Here is a 17,315-nt window from a genome sequence, read left to right as displayed (position 1 = left end):
TTAATGGATAAAGGGTTGCAAATGTATAAATCACCATAAAAGGAGCAACAAACACGTTTAATCCAGAATCTAATATATAAACAGAGGCTAATATTTTAAGTTCAGCCTGATATGTAATCAAAACAACAAAAGAATAGGAAAAAAGGAAATATCCACACTCTTGTAATATGTAAGTAATTAGCATAACTGAATCATTAAGCTACGCTACGTCAAGCATGACAAATGAAATGGATGCAAGAATAAATAGAATAAAACTAAATTATATAGTTTTATGAATTCCTCCAATGTGAGCTGTTACATCAGAAATCCATGCTGCAATCCCAACAGCAAGTCCCTACGTCGACTGTGTAGCAGGCATTCTCTGTTCAGCAAGATAAGACGAAAGCCATCCTTGTTCTAATCCATCTCCAATCATAAAGATAACTATTCCTAAGTATTCCTACTTTACTCCAAACCCCTTCTCTAAAAGAAAGCGTATACAAACAATGGTCAAAAAAAGCGATTTACTCACTTTTTTATCTACTTATTTCGCTTATATTTAGTATAAAGATAGGGAAACTTTAAATCCTTCACATTATTGCTAACATTCATTGAAAAAACCCCTTATTTTGAACTTATGCTTGCAAAAAAGTTTACTATCTTGCTCTATAATGAAATTTCTATATACATCAATTAAGAGTGACTGATGCTCCAAAACTGACGATATTTTTTGGGTGACATTCCGACTATTTTAGAAAAAAGGGTTGTAAAGTAGTTTGGATTATCATATCCAACTATGCCAGCAATCATCGTTACATTGTAATCAGTATTCATAAGCAATGATTGAGCTTCTCCAATTCTCCGTCGCATAATGTATTGAATAGGTGAAAATCCTGTTTCTTTCTTGAATAAATGAGCTAAATAATAGGAACTTATGGAAAGGTCTTTAGCAATGGATGCTAGCGTAAGCTCCTCTCTATAATATTTATCAATGTAACTTTTAATTTGACTAAATAAAATAGACTCTTCTTCTCTCGGCAAAGAAGCATTTTCTTGAGGAATTTGCAAAATGATTGAAATCAAAGCACTTAGCAGGTAATGACATGTTTCTTCATAGCCATCTTCACCTTTTTGAACTTGAGAAAACATAATTTGAAGAAGATTATCGATTTCTTCTCTCTTTTCTCCACTGCTTAATACATACGATTGATTTTGAGATACAAGGTGATTTGCAGGCAATCCTTCTATATGTAAATTCGAAATTCCACAGCAGTAAACACTCATATTTTGATCCTGATTCGTATATTCGTCGTGAAGAACATTGCTATTATAAATTAATATATCCCCTTTACGTACAGAATACTGCTTTTCTCCGATAAGATGGCATCCGCTTCCTTCTTTGATAAATACGATTTCCATTATATCTTCATGCATATGCAATACCCGAGGCCACATCGTATGTTTCGTTTCTACGTTGCACATATGTACAAGCTGAGGAGTTGCTCCATTTTTAAAATGCGATTTACTCATCGAATTAATAAAATACTGACCCATCTTTATTGCCCCCAGTTTTTCATTATATAAAGTTACTATAAGTTTAAAAGGTTCTTTAATAGATGAAAAGGTTAAAATGGCAAAAAAATAGTGCCTCGCTTATGAAGCGAGGCACCCGTTTTTTATTTTAATCCTTCTTCTACTTCCTTAGCCATTTCAGGCACTGAAAGCAGTCCTCCACCTGATAAGTACCAGTAGTTTGGATTAAGATAAATAATATGGTCTTCTTTATATGCATTTGTTTTCTTTACAAGATCATTTTCAATCGTCTTTTTAGCTGAAACTTCTCCGCCTACTACAGCACTGCGATCAATCACAAATAAGTAGTCTGGATTCTTTTCTAGAATATACTCAAATGAAACACTTTGTCCATGTGTAGAAGCTTTAATATTAGGATCAGCAGGTTTTACGCCTAGCTCATCATGAATAATACCAAAACGAGAGTTTGGACCATAAGCGCTAATTTTACCTTCGTTTGCTAATACAATTAATCCTGTTTTATTCGATTTCTCAGCTTTTTCTTTCACTTCACTCATTGTTGCTTTTACATCAGCAATTTTCTTTTCTACTTCTTTCTCTTTACCAAAGATTTTTCCTAATGTTTCTTGATTTTGCTCAAATGAATCCATATATTTTGTTGTATCAAGCTCAAGATCAATTGTTGGAGCGATTTTTGAAAATTCATCGTATTGACTTGCTTGACGACCTGAAATAATAATTAAATCTGGATTAATTTCGCTGATTTTCTCGAAGTCTGGCTCTTTCAAGCCTCCAACATTCTCATACTTTTTATCTTCGTATTTTGATAAGTACGTTGGAATGCCGTCCTGTGGCACTCCTGCTACGTCCACACCTAGCTCATCTAAAGAATCTAGAGCACCAAAGTCAAATACAACAACTTTTTCAGGGTTTTTCGTAACTTTTGTTTCTCCAAGCTTATGTTTAACAGTAATTTCCTCTGTATTACTGCTTTTTTCTTCGTCCGCTTTACTTGACGAACTTTCATTGTTTGAGCCACAAGCTGCAACTACTAGTGCAACAAGAGCTACTAAAAACATAGATAGAAACTTTCTCATGTCTTTCACCTCTAAAAAATTTTATATGAATAGCTGAGATAACCTTTTTATGAAAATCACCTCAACCATTTTCCTCATGATGAAATATTAGGCTGAAAAATAAACGCCAATTTTATTACCATTAATGGTTTGTATTGGAATATGCATATCATAAATGTCTTCCAATACGTCTTCAGAAATGATTGCAGATGTTGCTCCTTCTTCGACAACTTTTCCATCTTTCAAAGCTACAATATAGTCAGAATAGCAAGAAGCAAAGTTAATGTCGTGAATAACGATAATCACCGTTTTTCCAAGTTCATCAACAAGTCTTCTTAATACTTTCATGATTTGAACAGAATGCTTCATATCAAGGTTATTTAGCGGTTCATCAAGCAAAATATATTCAGTATTTTGAGCAATTACCATTGCAATATAAGCGCGCTGGCGCTGTCCACCGCTCAGTTGATCAATATATTTGTGCTGAATATTCTCAAGCTCCATATATTGAATTGCTTCATCTACATACTTCCAATCTTCTTTTGTGAGTTTTCCTTGGGAATAAGGAAATCTTCCAAAGGAAACAAGCTCCCGGATTGTAAGCCGCATTGTCAGATGATTGGTTTGCTTCAAAATAGAAATCTTTTTAGCAAGCTCAGTGCTCTTCCACTCGCTCACTTCTTTTCCATCAATCTCAATCTCTCCTTCTTCTTTAGAAAGAATGCGGCTAATCATTGATAGAAGCGTACTTTTACCGGCTCCATTCGGACCAATAAAAGACGTAATCTTTCCTTTTTCAACGTTAATCGAAACGCTTTCTACGACTTTTTTTGAACCATATGTTTTAGAGACATTTTTCACTTCAATCATGATTTACTCCCCTTTAATAAAAGATAAAGAAAATAGGTTCCACCAATAAAGTTAATAATAACGCTTAGCGTTGTGGAAAATGTAAATACTCGTTCAACAAGCAACAATCCTCCGATGAGAACTACAATACTAATCAATGAAGAACCAGCAAGTAAATATGAATGTTTGTATGTTTTAAACATTTCATAAGCGATATTTACAACAAGCAACCCTAAAAATGTAATAGGCCCCACAAGTGCTGTAGCAATAGAGATAAAAATCGCTACAACGATAAGAAGTTGCTTCACAACACGATCGTAAGGAACCCCTAAATTGACTGCTTCGTCTCTTCCTAACCCAAGTACATCTAAATACTTAAAGAAACGGAATAGATAGAGAGAAAGTAAGATAACGAGAACACCTGCGAAAACAAGAAGCTCGACTTGCACATTATTAAAACTTGCAAACATCTTATCTTGAACAATTAAAAACTCGTTCGGATCAATTAATACTTGCATGAAAGAAGAAATACTCTGGAAAAACGTGCCGAAAATTAATCCAACAAGAAGCAGAAAATAGATATTGTTATTTCCTTCTTTTTTGAACAATATCTTATAAAGGATGCTTGTAAAAAGCATCATAAAGACAATGGAAAGAATAAAATTAATGTTTGGGTTCATCACTGCGACGTGAATAGAACCAAAAATAAAGATAATTACCGTTTGTACAAGAAGATAAAGCGAATCTAACCCTAAAATACTTGGTGTTAAAATTCTATTATTTGTAATAGTTTGAAAGATAACGGTAGAAACCGCTATAGAATAACCGGTTAAAATAATCGCTAAGATCTTGGTAATCCTTCTTGGTAAAATATAATCCCAATTTCCACCTGTTTGATAAAATAAGAAAATAGAAATTAGTGTAATAGCTGCTATAGATAAAATAAGAAGTTTATTTCGATTACTCATATGCCTTTCTCCTAATTAACATGTACAGAAAAATTCCGCTTCCAATAACCCCTACCATTAAACCGATTGAAATCTCGTATGGATAAATGATGACTCTTCCTAAAATATCGCATAGGAGAACAAAAATGGCTCCAACTAATGCTGTATGAGAAAGTGTCTTTTTTAAGTTATCTCCAGCATAAATTGACACAATATTTGGAACAATAAGTCCTAAGAAAGGAATCATTCCAACCGTTAGTAAAACAACGGATGAGATTAAAGCAACGAGAATAAGACCAATGTTCACGACTTTTTTATAATTTAAGCCTAAATTAACTGCAAAATCTTCACCCATTCCGGCGATTGTAAACTTATTTGCATAAATGTAGGCTAAGATCATAACAGGAACACTTATGTAGATGAGTTCATATTGACCTGTAATAATGGTAGAAAAATCTCCTTGAAGCCATGATGCAATGTTTTGAATAAGATCATTTTTATAAGCGAAAAACGTTGTAATAGAGCTCACAATATTTCCAAACATAAGACCAACAAGTGGGATGAAAATTTTGTCTTTAAATTTTATTCTGTCTAAGATTTTCATAAAAATAAATGTGCCTAACAAAGCAAATAAAAAAGACACAAGCATTTTTACCATTGGGCCTGCTGTTGAAAACAGCATAAGAGAAATTAGAATACCAAAGCGAGCCGAGTCCATTGTCCCTGCTGTTGTTGGTGATACGAACTTATTTCGCGTAAGCTGCTGCATAATAAGTCCAGCAATACTCAAACTTACTCCCGCAATGATAATGCTTATAAGCCGTGGTACTCGACTAATAAGGAGAATTTCTATTTCGTCTTTTGTCCAACTTTTAATATCAAAAGGGCTAATGTTTGTAACCCCAACAAAAAGGGACACAAGAGATAGTACGATTAGTGCTGCAACGAGATACCTTTTCTTCACTGTCCAAACTCTTCCTTTATTTATGTTATTTTTTCAAAAATAATGTTTTCAATAAAGAGAATCATTCTCAATTGATGTTAAAAAATAAAATAATTCGTTTGAATTATTTTGGATGTTCTTCATCAAAACGGGACATTATCCCTACTCTGGAAGAAGACTTATAAAGTTCAACTATGAATTTATATTATCGGAATTATCGGCTTTATGCAAGTGATTATTTACAAAATAGTGTTTTTTTTATTCTCAAACCTAGCAAAACCATATTACTAGATCATGAAAATTTTCTTTATTATTTCTTCATTTAACAGAACTTGTTTCCTATAGCATTCTTCCCTTTGTTTTAGGGAGCTAACTAATTCTTATACTATGATCATAGCATAAATGTAATTAAACAATTTACATACATTCACTTTTAGAGTGTAAATTTCAGTTAGAAAAAGTTTATTAGAATAAACATAATCAAGAAAAAGCAGCTCTTATTAAGAGCTGCTTCAGTACCTAATCCAGAATCTTTTAAGATTTCTGTTCCATAATACATAATCGAGTTGGCACCTGTAATTTGTTGAATAACAGCAATTCCGATTCCAATCAAAATTAGACGACGAATCCACGTAATTTTTAAATCTTTAAAAGATGCCTTTTTAATTTCTGATTCACGATTTATAGCCATTTCAATATCATGAAGTTCTGTTTTTGCATTATCATTTGTGCGCATCTTTTCTAAGACAGATAGCGCTTTTTCTCTTTTTCCTTTTGCTACAAGCCATCTCGGGCTTTCTGGAAGCCTTAGTCCTCCAAAGAATAAGATAACAGCTGGAATAGCAGCAATCGGCAACATAAAACGCCAAATATTTGGATATTGTCCAAGTGTATTACCAATAATGGCGTTAAACGTAAAAGCAAAAAGCTGACCACTTACAATCATTAATTCGTTTTGGGTCACAATTCCGCCCCTGCGTTCAGCTGGAGAAACTTCTGCTAAGTATGTTGGTACAATTGTTGAAACTGCTCCAACAGCAAGACCTAATAAGAAGCGGAAAGTAATCATAACAGCCGAGTTTGGAGCAAACGTGCATCCAAGCGTTGTAATAAAAAATAAAATAGCACTATATAAAAGGGTTGTACGACGTCCTTCCCGCTAATTACGGCTCCAAACGCTGCACCTAAGAGTAAAGCACTTGTTACAAGTCCTTCAGTTAGTGAGGTAAGATTCAATTGATCTTCCCTAGACATGTAGGGTAAGGCTCCATTTACTACTCCTGTATCATAGCCATATAGAAGCCCACCGAACGTAGCAACGAGGATAATCATCCTCAGCGCTGATTTTTCATTTCCATTGTTACTCATGTTCACTGCTCCTATCTTTTTAATATCGACTAGTAAAATGTGTATCTTGTGTTTTTTACTATACCCACAAAATTTGATAGGAAAACAAAACATGTGAAAAGAATGCAATTTATAAGAAGTAGAGTATGATTTTTCGTAAAAATCACTTGTTACTGTAATAATGATTCACTTCCCAAAAAGATTTTAACATTTCACAAACTCTCTTAAAGAAAGCGTTTTATCCCCTTCTAATATAATATTTTTCTTCAATTTCAAATCATATCTTAGAGAATAAAATCCCTTAAATTTTTAAAAATATAAATTTATTTTACTTTTATCTCTTTTCTTTCCTTGTAATTCCTCTTTCTTTCTGTTAAAGTTAAGAAGAATTATTTTTGTTCGGAAACAATCTAGAAGTTGAGTAATTTTCGTCTTAAGATTTGGACAAGGATAGTATTAACGTATGTGCACAATGCACAAGGAGGCAACAACTATGGAACAAGGTAAAGTAAAATGGTTTAATGCAGAAAAAGGTTTTGGATTCATCGAGCGTGAAGGTGGAGACGACGTATTCGTACACTTCTCTGCAATCCAAAGCGAAGGTTTCAAATCTTTAGACGAAGGTCAAGACGTAACGTTTGAAGTAGAACAAGGCCAACGTGGACCACAAGCAACTAACGTTGTAAAAGCATAATTGTAAAAGCAGACTCCTCTGAGTCTGCTTTTTTTGTACATTCATTCAAGTAAAAAACCCTATTCATAGTGAATAGGGTTCGTTAAAGCAAAAATAGTAATGTGTAAAGCAAATGGTATGCTTAAGTATAGCACAAAAATTTACGCTGGTGTTTTATTTTATAGATTTTATTTTTCACATATGTCCTTTTATAAAAGGTGCCACAATGACATAGAGAGAGAACACAACTACAATCCAAAACATAGCAGACTTGATGAGCGTATTCCGCTTTTGAAATATTTGTCGAACTGCCGTATAAAGACAAAATAAAAGCAAAGAAACGCCAAGCCACACAACTCCCTCATGACCTCTATAAGAAATCCCTTCACTTTCATATATGTTTTTCAACATAGTTGTTGTTAGTAACCATCCAACAATAAGACAAAGAACAAGTTCAAAAATAGCTCTTATATACATTTTTTTGCGCATCAGCCAAAACCTCCTCTTACAAATTTACCATAAATGTTCGCTCCTTTCCTAATGAAGCAAACACTCTCTATTTTTCAGGGGAAAAATGCTGTACGATAAAGAGGATGTGAAAAGGAGATGAAACGTTTTGGCTCTTATCTTAATTTTATTTGCTCTTATTGCTGGGATGGCTTTACCAACGCAGTTTAGCATCAATGCTCAGCTTCGTCATGTTGTTGGGTCCCCTGTTGTTGCTTCCACAATTTCTTTTATTGTCGGAGCTCTAGCGCTGCTCATCATTTCCATAAGTGGAAAAGGGCTGCAAGCTAAAAAAGAATGGCTACATGCACCATGGTGGGTATGGACTGGAGGACTTCTTGGCGCTTTTTACGTTGTAGCAACCGTTATTCTTATTCCGCGAATTGGAGCAACTGCTACTGTTGCTTACATTTTAGGCGGGCAGATGATTGCTTCTGTACTTATTGATCATTATGGACTTCTTGGTGTTCATACTCATCAGTTAAGCCTTCCTCGGTTAGCAGGTGTAGGGCTCGTTGCTCTAGGGGTTATTATTATTCAAAAGTTTTAGGACAGGAAGAACTCTAAATATTTAGAGTTCTTCTCCGATTAGCTTTATAGCTTCTTCTACTTTCATCATTCCTTTATTTTCATTGCCACGTTTTCTTACAGCGACAGCATTCTCATTCTTTTCTTTCTCTCCGATTACAAACATATACGGAATTTTCTTCATTTCCCCTTCTCTAATCTTTAGACCTATTTTTTCAACGCGGTCATCTATTTCAACTCTGTATCCTAATCCTTCTAGCTTTTCTTTTACCTTTTCTCCGTACTGAAGTTGAGCATCATTAATAAGTAAAATCTTCACTTGAACAGGCGCGAGCCAAAATGGAAAAGCACCGTTATAATGTTCAATTAAAATGGCCATAAAGCGTTCGATAGAACCGTAAATTGCTCTGTGGATCATAACAGGATGATAAGATTTGTTATCTTCCCCAATATATGTGCATTGAAATTTCTCAGGCATTTGAAAATCAAGTTGAACTGTTCCACACTGCCAGCTTCGGCCTAAAGAATCTAAAATATGAAAATCAATTTTAGGACCGTAAAAAGCTCCATCTCCTTCATTTACGCTATATGACACGCCTTTTTCTTTGAGTACACTCTCTAATGTTTCTTCTGCTTTTTCCCACATATTGATTTCGCCCATAAAATCTTCTGGTCTTGTTGAAAGTTCAACTTTGTATTGAAAACCAAAATGAGTATAAAACTGATGAATCAAAGTTAAAATATCAGCTACTTCACGATGAATTCCCTCTTCTGCTACAAAGATATGTGCATCATCTTGTGTGAAAGAGCGTACGCGTAAAAGGCCATTAAGCGAGCCTGACAGCTCATGTCGATGTACAAGTCCAAGTTCTGCATAGCGAAGCGGTAGTTCACGATAACTTTTTCTTTTATGATTAAATGTTAACACTGCTCCTGGACAGCTCATTGGCTTAATCGCGTAATTTTGCTCATCAACACAAGTAAAATACATATTTTCTCCGTAGTGGTCCCAATGTCCTGATTTTTCCCACATTTCTTGTTTCATCATAATAGGTGTTTTAATTTCTTGATAACCTGCTTTGTAATGTGCTTTTTTCCAATAATCCTCAAGCTCATTACGTACAATCATCCCATGTGGTAAAAAGAACGGCATCCCTGGTGCTTCTTCCATTGTTGTAAAAAGATCAAGCTCCATTCCTAGCTTTTGGTGATTTTTTCTTTCCTTTGCTTGTTGTTCCATCTCTATTCCTCCTTAAAAATAAAAAGACCGCACTCATCCCAATATAAGGGACGAGTGCGGTCGTGGTTCCACCCTAAGTTCCATAAAGCCAAAACGGCTTTATGCTCAAAGATTTGATAACGGTTTATTCCGTTTGCAGATACTCTAATCATTTATTTCCCCGCAAAAGCTCAAAGGTGGTAAATTGTTTTTCTTTCTTAAAGGCTCTCAGCCAAAGGCCCTTTTCTCTGAAAAAGAAAGGTCAAAACAATTCATGTCCTTTTCATCGCTAAATCATTATTCGACGTTATGTTGTAGTGATTATAGCGAACATCTTTTTAAAAAGTCAAGTTTTTTTAGAATCAGTTACATCTTTTTATAAAGAAATGAGTTTCAATACAACTTTCCTTTCTTATCTTACCTACTAGTTAGGATATGAAACCCCTTTTGTCATGATAAGACGTATTACCATCTAGGAGAAATTATTCAAATATTTCACTATTCAAAAGAAGATTTTATGGTACAATATGTCTAAAATGCTATGAAATGTATTATATATACTTTTTAAAAGGAAGAATGGTGACTCTTTATTTTTTATCATCTTCTCTTCTAGGAAAATTTATGCCTTTCTTTTTCCTAGTATATTTTATGTTGTTCTCTTCAAAAAGCAAGCTAAAAAATAAAAAAATGAGAAAGAAATGGAGAATATAAGATGGCAACTATTTCATTAGCTGAAGCTGTAAAATTAAAAAGCGTTCTATCTTCACGTATTCATGAACTAGAGGAAGAAATGGATCGTGTCGCTTTTGTAGAAATTGAAAAAGATCAAAAGCCACCTAAACAGTCTCGTACGCTAGAACACGTTGAAAATGATGTAGAAGAAGTAAGAAGAGATTTACGTTTACTTGATCGCCTTATGTATGAAGCAAACGTACAAAATAAAGTTATGTTTGATAAAACTTCACTGACAATTGTAGAAGCAATTGAGCTCGCTACTCAACTTAGAGCCAAAGCACGTAAATATAAAACATATGCTTCATCTTCTATTGAAGAATACCAATACTATGGAGATGGAGTACAAATTGTTAAGCTTGCAATGTTTAATCCAGAACAATATCGCCTAAAAGCTTTGGAAGCAGAAAAAAGGGCTAATCGTTTATCAAACAGCATTAATGCTAAAAATTACGCTGTTTATCTTCCATTTGATGGCGATAAGTATTTTTAAACCTTGAAGCGGTGAGACTCCCTTCAAGGCATAGAAGGAGAAACCTCCCAAAATAAGTTTGGTTCATGTGATGGATTTAGCAAAACCAATGACTATTGACCAATCACACTTTTACCTTTTACAAATAACCAACTTTTGCAATTGTGGTCGATGACCGTTCCTTTTCGTTTTATCTCCTTCTATGAGAAAGAACTCCCCTTCCTTTGAAGGTGGAGTTCTTTTATAAAACAGGCGAAATCTTGTTAACGTAAAACTTTGAATGTCTCTTTCCCTGTCTTAGGAGAAATTATAAATTGCATTTTTTCATCTTCCTGCCCTTTTCCTTGGAGAATAATCGTCGCTCGATAATCACCTTCCCATATGACAAGTACATTGCGTGAGGAAAGCGCATTTCCATCGTTGAAAACAGGACGTTTTATATAAACTAAAGAATGACCTCTAGCCTCTATCATTGAAGGACCAATAAACGCAGGCTTTCCCCTCTCAAAAACTTCTATTTTATTTATATTCCTTGGAGAATGACTTTCTACAATCAGTGTTTCTTGCAAATAATATTGATGTGAATAATAGCCTGTGAAAAGAATAAACGGAAGAAAGGTGAGAATACAGAAAAGAACGAGCACTTTTCTTTTCCTATTAACTCTCGCTTGATCTTTATCTCTCTTGTCATTGACCTCTTTAAAACGATTTTCTATGTATTTTCTTATCCACCATACAAGCGAGTAAATGAACCAAAAAAATAAGTATATATAAGCAAACATAAGCGTATATCCTAACAAAGAATGATCGTAAATATGATCTATGAGTCTTCCTATCTCTATGTGACCTTTCTCTAATGCTCCTCTATCATGGCCAATCTTAATAAATATAGCTGTCAAAACAGTCAAGAATGATGTTTTAACTCGGACTTTAAAAAAGAGTTGGATAAGGGCTATAACAAGAGAAAGCAACGGAAGAATTTGAATGGATAGCATCATTACAGCAATCGATCCAAAGTAGGCCACAGAGCTGATATAATCTAACATTAAAAACGACCTCCCAAAATTTATGAGCGTTGAATATGTTCCTATACTAGTTTTTTAATTTAGCTCATCACTTTGGAATAAAACAAAATGGATTTCCGCTCCTTATTAGAATAGAAATCTATATCAATCTACATTTTTATTAGAAATGGCTTTTATTTAATATTTAAATTTTAACACAGTGAAATCCATTTCAACAAAGAATATTAGGTTAAACTATCCTTTTTTGTAAATATTTTTTTGTTGACATCGTATTATAAGAGCGTTACGTCTATCCTTTTCAGTTGTAAAAGTAAACAGAGTTCGTTACGATAAAAGAGAACAAAGAAACGGAGTGAATATAATGGCAAATATTTTAATGGTGAATTTTCCTGCTGAAGGACACGTAAATCCAACCCTTGGTATCGTAGAAGCTTTCAAAAAGCGAGGAGATAACGTCCATTATGTTACAACCGAACGCTTTAGAACTCGTCTTGAAGGAGTCGGCGCTTCTGTACATACACATCCTGATTTAGTAACAGGTGTCTCGATTAAACCTTTCACACCTGAAGGTCTTAACGCATTTTTAAATATTCAAGTTAAAACATGCCTTCATGTTCTTGAAATTGTTAGTACTTTAAAACAAAATATTCAATTTGACTTTGTTTTTTATGATAAGTTTGGTGCTGGCGAACTTGTACGTGATTATTTGAACATTCCTGGAGTTGTATCTTCTGCATCCTTCCTAATGCCTGAAGAGCGTTTAGAAGCCATCCCTCTTCATCCAAATAACGCTGCTAACTTTCTTCCTAGCGAGGAAGTTCAAAGCAATATTGATAAATTTGAGAGTGAATATGGCGTAAAACTAAAAAGCCTTCTTCAGCTGATGAACAATCAAGGAGAACTAACCGTTGTGTATACAAGCGAATTTTTCCAACCTACGAGAGAACTGTTTGACAGCACATGTCACTTTATCGGACCAAGCTTCCCTAATCGAAATGTAGAACATTCTTTTCCACTTTGGAAGCTTGAAAATGAAAAAGTGATCTATATCTCAATGGGCACTGTATTAGATGATATTGAAGGATTTTTCAACAAGTGCATTGAAGCTTTTTCAGATTTCGATGGAAAAGTGGTCATCGCAGCTGGTGAAAGAACAGACTTTTCAAAACTAAAAGAAGCACCTGAAAACTTTCTTATTTTCAGCTACGTGCCACAGCTTGATGTTTTGAAAAAAGCAGATGTTTTTATTACACACGGAGGAATGAATAGTGTTAATGAAGGCATTCATTTCGAAGTACCACTTGTTGTAATGCCTTTTGACAAAGATCAGCCAATGGTCGCACAGCGCCTTGTCGAACTTGAGGCAGGATATCGAATCGAAAAAGAAACGGTCACTTCAGCTGTTTTAAAAAATGCTGTTGAAGAAGTATTACAAGATGAAAAGTATAAAAAAGGAATTGAGGCTATCAAGCGCAGTTTTGAAAAAGCCCCAGGTCCTGTTAGAGAAGCAGAAAGAATTATTGGTTATATGGAAGGAAAACTTTCTGTTTCATCCTAAATAATAAAAACCTCCAGCTGGGCTGGAGGTTTTTTTATTATAATGATGCGCGAAGAATCGAAAGCACGTCTTCTTTTGTCAGCTTTTTAAAGTTTCCAAATCCACCATGGTCCATTTCACGAGCTGCAATTTCAGCAATTTCTTCTAGTCGGTCATCGCCAATATTGTAGTCTGCTAATCGAGATGGCGCTCCTAGACTTGACCAAAATGCACTGAGCTTATCAATTCCTTCTAGTACAATTTCTTTATCTGTTTTTCCTTCTGTTTCCATTTCAAACATATTTGTCATAAGACGTTTCATACGGTAGACGTCTTGATCAATCGTATGTCTCATCCAGTTCGGGAATAGAATAGCAAGTCCACCTGCATGTGGAATATCATATACAGCAGATACCGCATGCTCAATTGTATGAGAAGCCCAATCTCCGAAGTACCCCATTTGAAGCGTACCGTTTAAAGCAATTGTGCCTGAGTATAAAATCGTTTCGCGATGCTCATAATTTTCAAGATCTTCAAGCAATTTTGGAGCTGTTTCAATAACCGTTTGCAGTACAGAATAGCACATACGGTCTTGTAGCTTTGTATTTTTGACATTGTGGAAATATTGTTCAAAAACATGACTCATCATATCTACCATGCCATACACTGTTTGGTCACGAGGAACAGAGAACGTGTTAACAGGGTCTAAAATAGAAAACTTTGGATGCGTTACTTCACTACCCCATACGTATTTCTCATTTGTTTCCCAATTTGTGATAACAGAGTCTGGATTCATCTCAGAACCTGTTGCTGCTAAAGTTAGCACAGTGCCAAATGGCAATGCTTTTGTAGCTGTTACTTTCTTATTGATAATATCCCATACGTCACCATCATATACAGCTCCTGCTGCAATCGCTTTGGTGCAGTCAATTACGCTTCCTCCCCCAACAGCAAGCATGAAATCAATTTTCTCATTTTGACAGATTTCAATTCCTTTTCTTACTGTCGATAAACGTGGGTTTGGTTCTACTCCAGCAAGTTCAAATATGCTAGCTTCCGCGTCATTTAGAAGGCTAATCACTTTGTCATATAAGCTATTTCTCTTAATACTGCCGCCTCCATAAACAAGCAAAACATTTTTTCCGTAGTTTTTTAGTTCCTTTGGTAAAACGTTAAGCTGATCTTTTCCGAAAATCAATTTTGTTGGGTTATGATACATGAAATTTTCCATATGCATAATCTTCTCCATTTTATAAATTTGCAAGCACTGTTATAAATTGTGCACAGGTGTGCTATTATAAACATTCTACTGCAAGAATTCAAGGATATTGTTTGAAGTTGTACAAAACTTACATAACTAAAAAATAAGAAGGCTATTTTTGATAGCCTTCTCGGATAAAACTATTTATGGGTTATGACTTTTCCTTTTTCATAGTAAGAGTACCAAATATCCTCTGGTACCATGTTACCTCCCGTACTCCACGCAATATGGGTTGCTTTTTCTAACTGACCGGTAACAAGATGGTTTCCCTTATTCCTATGTAAAACGACCGGACCAGCTATTCCAGCTGCTGCAGATGGTTCTACTTTAATCGCTTCTTTATCTTTTAAGAGATGCAACAAAGAAAACAACTCATTATCTGATATTGTATACACACCACAAATGAGATGTTCTAAAAACTCTCCAATAAACCGAGAAGGCCTACCAACTGCAAGACCATCTGCCTCTGTTTGGTTATCTAATCCAAAGTCTTGTACACATATATCACTATGCTGCTTCGTCATAAGTCCAAGTAACATACATGGAGAATGAGTAGGCTCAACAAAGAAACAATGAACACTATGCCCAAATACGGTCTTCAAACCAAATGTAATACCTCCAGGAGCGCCTCCTACTCCACAAGGTAAATAAACAAAAAGCGGATTTTCTTTATTAACTGTTATACCTTTTTCCTTTAACTGCTCTTTTAATCGTAATGCAGCAACAGCATATCCTAAAAATAAGTTTCTTGAATTTTCATCATCAACAAAATAGCTTTTCTTATCTTGAAGAGCCTGTTTTCTCCCTACTTCTACTGCTTTGCTATAATCATCACTATGTTCTACTACCTTCGCACCTTTACTTCTTAATAAATCTTTTTTCCACTGTTTGGCGTCTTTAGACATATGGATAACCACATTAAATCCTAATACAGCTCCCATAATTCCTATACTTAATCCTAAATTCCCTGTTGATCCACAGACAATAGAATAATTGGAAAAGAAAGATTTAAATTGAGAGTGAGAAAACCTCGTATAGTCATCATCATGCTGAATCATATTATTTTTTATTGCCAAATCTTCGGCTAGTTTTAAAACTTCATAAATACCGCCTCTCGCTTTTACTGAACCTGATATGGGAAGTTTATTATCTTCCTTTAAAAACATCCCACCATGTATAGACACGTTATATCGCCTTTCTAGTTCTTCTTTCATAGAAACTATATTCGTTAAGGGAGATTCAATCATTCCGCCCTTCTCTTCTGTTTCTGGAAACACTTTTGCAATGTATGGAGCAAAACGTTCTAGCCGCTGTTCAGCTTCTAGAATATCCTTTTCACTTAAAGATAGATTCATTGTTGCTTCATCATTCATAAAATAATCGCCATTTAGCCATAACACTTCTTTATAATTCATAATTTGCTGTACAAGGAGATTTTTTCTCCAAGTCTCGGCTATATTTGTTGATGACATCTTGCTCACTCCTTTCTACATATAAAACAATTATCTTACAAACTCTTTCTTTTCATAAGTGAATTCCTCATACAAAGATGAAATGGGTTGAAAACCTATTCCCTGCCCTTTTGGCACTTCAATCATACTATTTTGATTAATAACAACTTCAGGAGAAACAAAGTCTTTTTCCCAGTAACGGTTTGATGCAGGAATGTCACCTGGAAACTTAAAATTTGGTAGAGTTGCGACAGCAATATTATGAGCGCGACTAATACCTGTATCTAGCATTCCTCCACACCATACAGGAATGTTATGATCAGCACACAAGTCGTGAATTTTTTTTGTCTCTGTTAATCCCCCTACACGTGCTACTTTAATATTAATAGTCTTTGTGCCTCCTAACTCAATAGCTTTTTTTGCATCTTCTACAGAATGAATACTTTCGTCTAAGCAAATTCTTGTTTTCATTTCTTTTTGTAGTTTTGCATGGTCCACAATATCATCATGTGCTAAAGGTTGTTCAATCATTAATAAGTTTAAATCATCTAGCCGTTTTAGTAGCTCTATATCCTTTAAAGAATAGGCAGAATTCGCGTCTGCCATTAACATAATATTTCCAAACTGTTTACGAACCTCTTCTAAATAGGAAAAATCTTGACCTGGCTTAATTTTAACTTTTATACGGCGATACCCTTCTTCTAAGTGACCTTCTATAACGCGTAAGAGGTCATTTGGAGTTTGTTGTATTCCAATACTCACTCCTGTTTCAACTTGCAAACGCTCCCCACCTAGAGCTTTCCATAATGGTATATTGTTTTCTTTAGCATACAAATCCCATACGGCACAATCTAAGGCTGATTTTGCCATCTGATTTCGCCGGATATGAGAGAATAGTTTATTAATTTCCTCCGGATGATCAATCGTTCGCTTTTCAAAAAGAATAGGAATAAGATAGTCTTTAAGAATGTGCCAAGCCGTTTGATTTGTTTCTTCATTATAAAAAGGAAAAGGGAGAGCTGAACAGTCACCATATCCTACATAGTTTCCAGAATAAACTTCTGCCACAATAAAGTCTCTTTCTTTTATAACTGCAAAGCTAACCTTAAACGGCTTTTTCAATCTCATTTTCATTTTTCGCAAGACTACTTTTTCAATTTCCATCTTCGTCCTCCTAATGTTCATATCCTCTATCTGTTACTAAAAATAAACGTTTCTCTTATCGCAGAGAAAGTT

15 protein-coding genes, 1 pseudogene and 1 other annotated feature are annotated in these 17,315 nt (G+C 34.8%); of the genes and pseudogenes, 4 read left to right on the top strand and 12 right to left on the bottom strand.

From position 1 onward, the window contains the following. Nucleotides 1-672: 672 nt before the first annotated feature. From MOC86_RS14660 to MOC86_RS14635, 6 genes and pseudogenes are all read right to left on the bottom strand, one after another. Entirely contained in the window at nt 673-1,533 is an 861-nt protein-coding gene (locus MOC86_RS14660) for an AraC family transcriptional regulator (RefSeq protein WP_268584819.1), read from the bottom strand. Nucleotides 1,534-1,655: 122 nt separating this feature from the next. Beyond that, nucleotides 1,656-2,609, bottom strand: coding sequence for a siderophore ABC transporter substrate-binding protein (locus MOC86_RS14655; RefSeq protein WP_268584818.1), 954 nt, complete (start codon nt 2,607-2,609; stop codon nt 1,656-1,658). 87 nt (nt 2,610-2,696) lie between these two features. Then, entirely contained in the window at nt 2,697-3,458 is a 762-nt protein-coding gene (locus MOC86_RS14650) for an ABC transporter ATP-binding protein (protein ID WP_268584817.1), read from the bottom strand. Further along, nucleotides 3,455-4,405: an iron chelate uptake ABC transporter family permease subunit gene (locus MOC86_RS14645; protein ID WP_268584816.1), complete on the bottom strand. Its 951-nt coding sequence runs from the start codon at nt 4,403-4,405 to the stop codon at nt 3,455-3,457. Before MOC86_RS14645 ends, MOC86_RS14650 begins: the two co-directional genes overlap by 4 nt. Next, complete coding sequence (locus tag MOC86_RS14640) at nt 4,398-5,348, bottom strand: ABC transporter permease (protein WP_019395381.1); 951 nt, start codon at nt 5,346-5,348, stop codon at nt 4,398-4,400. Before MOC86_RS14640 ends, MOC86_RS14645 begins: the two co-directional genes overlap by 8 nt. Nucleotides 5,349-5,829: 481 nt before the next feature. Then, nucleotides 5,830-6,695, bottom strand: a pseudogene (locus tag MOC86_RS14635) (MFS transporter); the annotation flags it as partial. 472 nt (nt 6,696-7,167) lie between these two features. Here MOC86_RS14635 and MOC86_RS14630 point away from each other — a divergent pair. Then, nucleotides 7,168-7,368: a cold-shock protein gene (locus tag MOC86_RS14630; protein WP_019395379.1), complete on the top strand. Its 201-nt coding sequence runs from the start codon at nt 7,168-7,170 to the stop codon at nt 7,366-7,368. Between the two features lie 174 nt (nt 7,369-7,542). Here the strand turns inward: MOC86_RS14630 and MOC86_RS14625 are convergent, their stop codons facing one another. Beyond that, nucleotides 7,543-7,836, bottom strand: a complete 294-nt coding sequence (locus tag MOC86_RS14625) for a hypothetical protein (RefSeq protein WP_268584815.1) — start codon at nt 7,834-7,836, stop codon at nt 7,543-7,545. Between the two features lie 127 nt (nt 7,837-7,963). Here MOC86_RS14625 and MOC86_RS14620 point away from each other — a divergent pair, with 127 nt between their 5' ends. Continuing rightward, nucleotides 7,964-8,404 carry a DMT family transporter gene (locus MOC86_RS14620; RefSeq protein ID WP_040057914.1) on the top strand — a complete coding sequence of 147 codons (441 nt, stop codon included), beginning with the start codon at nt 7,964-7,966 and terminating at the stop codon, nt 8,402-8,404. 21 nt (nt 8,405-8,425) lie between these two features. Here the strand turns inward: MOC86_RS14620 and thrS are convergent, their stop codons facing one another. Next, nucleotides 8,426-9,622 (bottom strand): threonine--tRNA ligase, encoded by a 1,197-nt coding sequence (gene thrS / locus MOC86_RS14615; RefSeq protein ID WP_268584814.1) that lies wholly within the window; start codon nt 9,620-9,622, stop codon nt 8,426-8,428. A gap of 43 nt (nt 9,623-9,665) precedes the next feature. Beyond that, nucleotides 9,666-9,897, bottom strand: a binding site (T-box leader). Between the two features lie 416 nt (nt 9,898-10,313). Here thrS and MOC86_RS14610 point away from each other — a divergent pair. Beyond that, nucleotides 10,314-10,826 carry a hypothetical protein gene (locus MOC86_RS14610; protein ID WP_268584813.1) on the top strand — a complete coding sequence of 171 codons (513 nt, stop codon included), beginning with the start codon at nt 10,314-10,316 and terminating at the stop codon, nt 10,824-10,826. Between the two features lie 242 nt (nt 10,827-11,068). On the opposite strand, the gene MOC86_RS14605 is transcribed toward MOC86_RS14610, so the two are convergent. Beyond that, entirely contained in the window at nt 11,069-11,851 is a 783-nt protein-coding gene (locus MOC86_RS14605; RefSeq protein WP_268584812.1) for a hypothetical protein, read from the bottom strand. A 340-nt stretch (nt 11,852-12,191) separates the two neighbouring features. Between MOC86_RS14605 and MOC86_RS14600 the strand changes: the two genes are divergently transcribed. Next, nucleotides 12,192-13,388, top strand: coding sequence for a macrolide family glycosyltransferase (locus MOC86_RS14600; RefSeq protein ID WP_268584811.1), 1,197 nt, complete (start codon nt 12,192-12,194; stop codon nt 13,386-13,388). A 37-nt stretch (nt 13,389-13,425) separates the two neighbouring features. Here MOC86_RS14600 and MOC86_RS14595 read toward each other — a convergent pair whose 3' ends face one another. The 3 genes from MOC86_RS14595 to menC form a co-directional block, all read right to left on the bottom strand. Next, nucleotides 13,426-14,598, bottom strand: a complete 1,173-nt coding sequence (locus tag MOC86_RS14595) for an iron-containing alcohol dehydrogenase (RefSeq protein WP_268584810.1) — start codon at nt 14,596-14,598, stop codon at nt 13,426-13,428. Between the two features lie 170 nt (nt 14,599-14,768). Then, entirely contained in the window at nt 14,769-16,100 is a 1,332-nt protein-coding gene (locus MOC86_RS14590) for a D-serine ammonia-lyase (protein WP_268584809.1), read from the bottom strand. A gap of 30 nt (nt 16,101-16,130) precedes the next feature. Then, nucleotides 16,131-17,243: an o-succinylbenzoate synthase gene (menC, locus tag MOC86_RS14585; protein ID WP_268584808.1), complete on the bottom strand. Its 1,113-nt coding sequence runs from the start codon at nt 17,241-17,243 to the stop codon at nt 16,131-16,133. Nucleotides 17,244-17,315 lie beyond the last annotated feature (72 nt).

This window comes from Priestia endophytica (genome assembly GCF_026790145.1).
Lineage (GTDB): Bacteria > Bacillota > Bacilli > Bacillales > Bacillaceae_H > Bacillus_I > Bacillus_I endophytica_A.
Note: the sequence above shows the minus strand (reverse complement) of the source record. Positions and strands in the feature narration are given on the sequence as shown.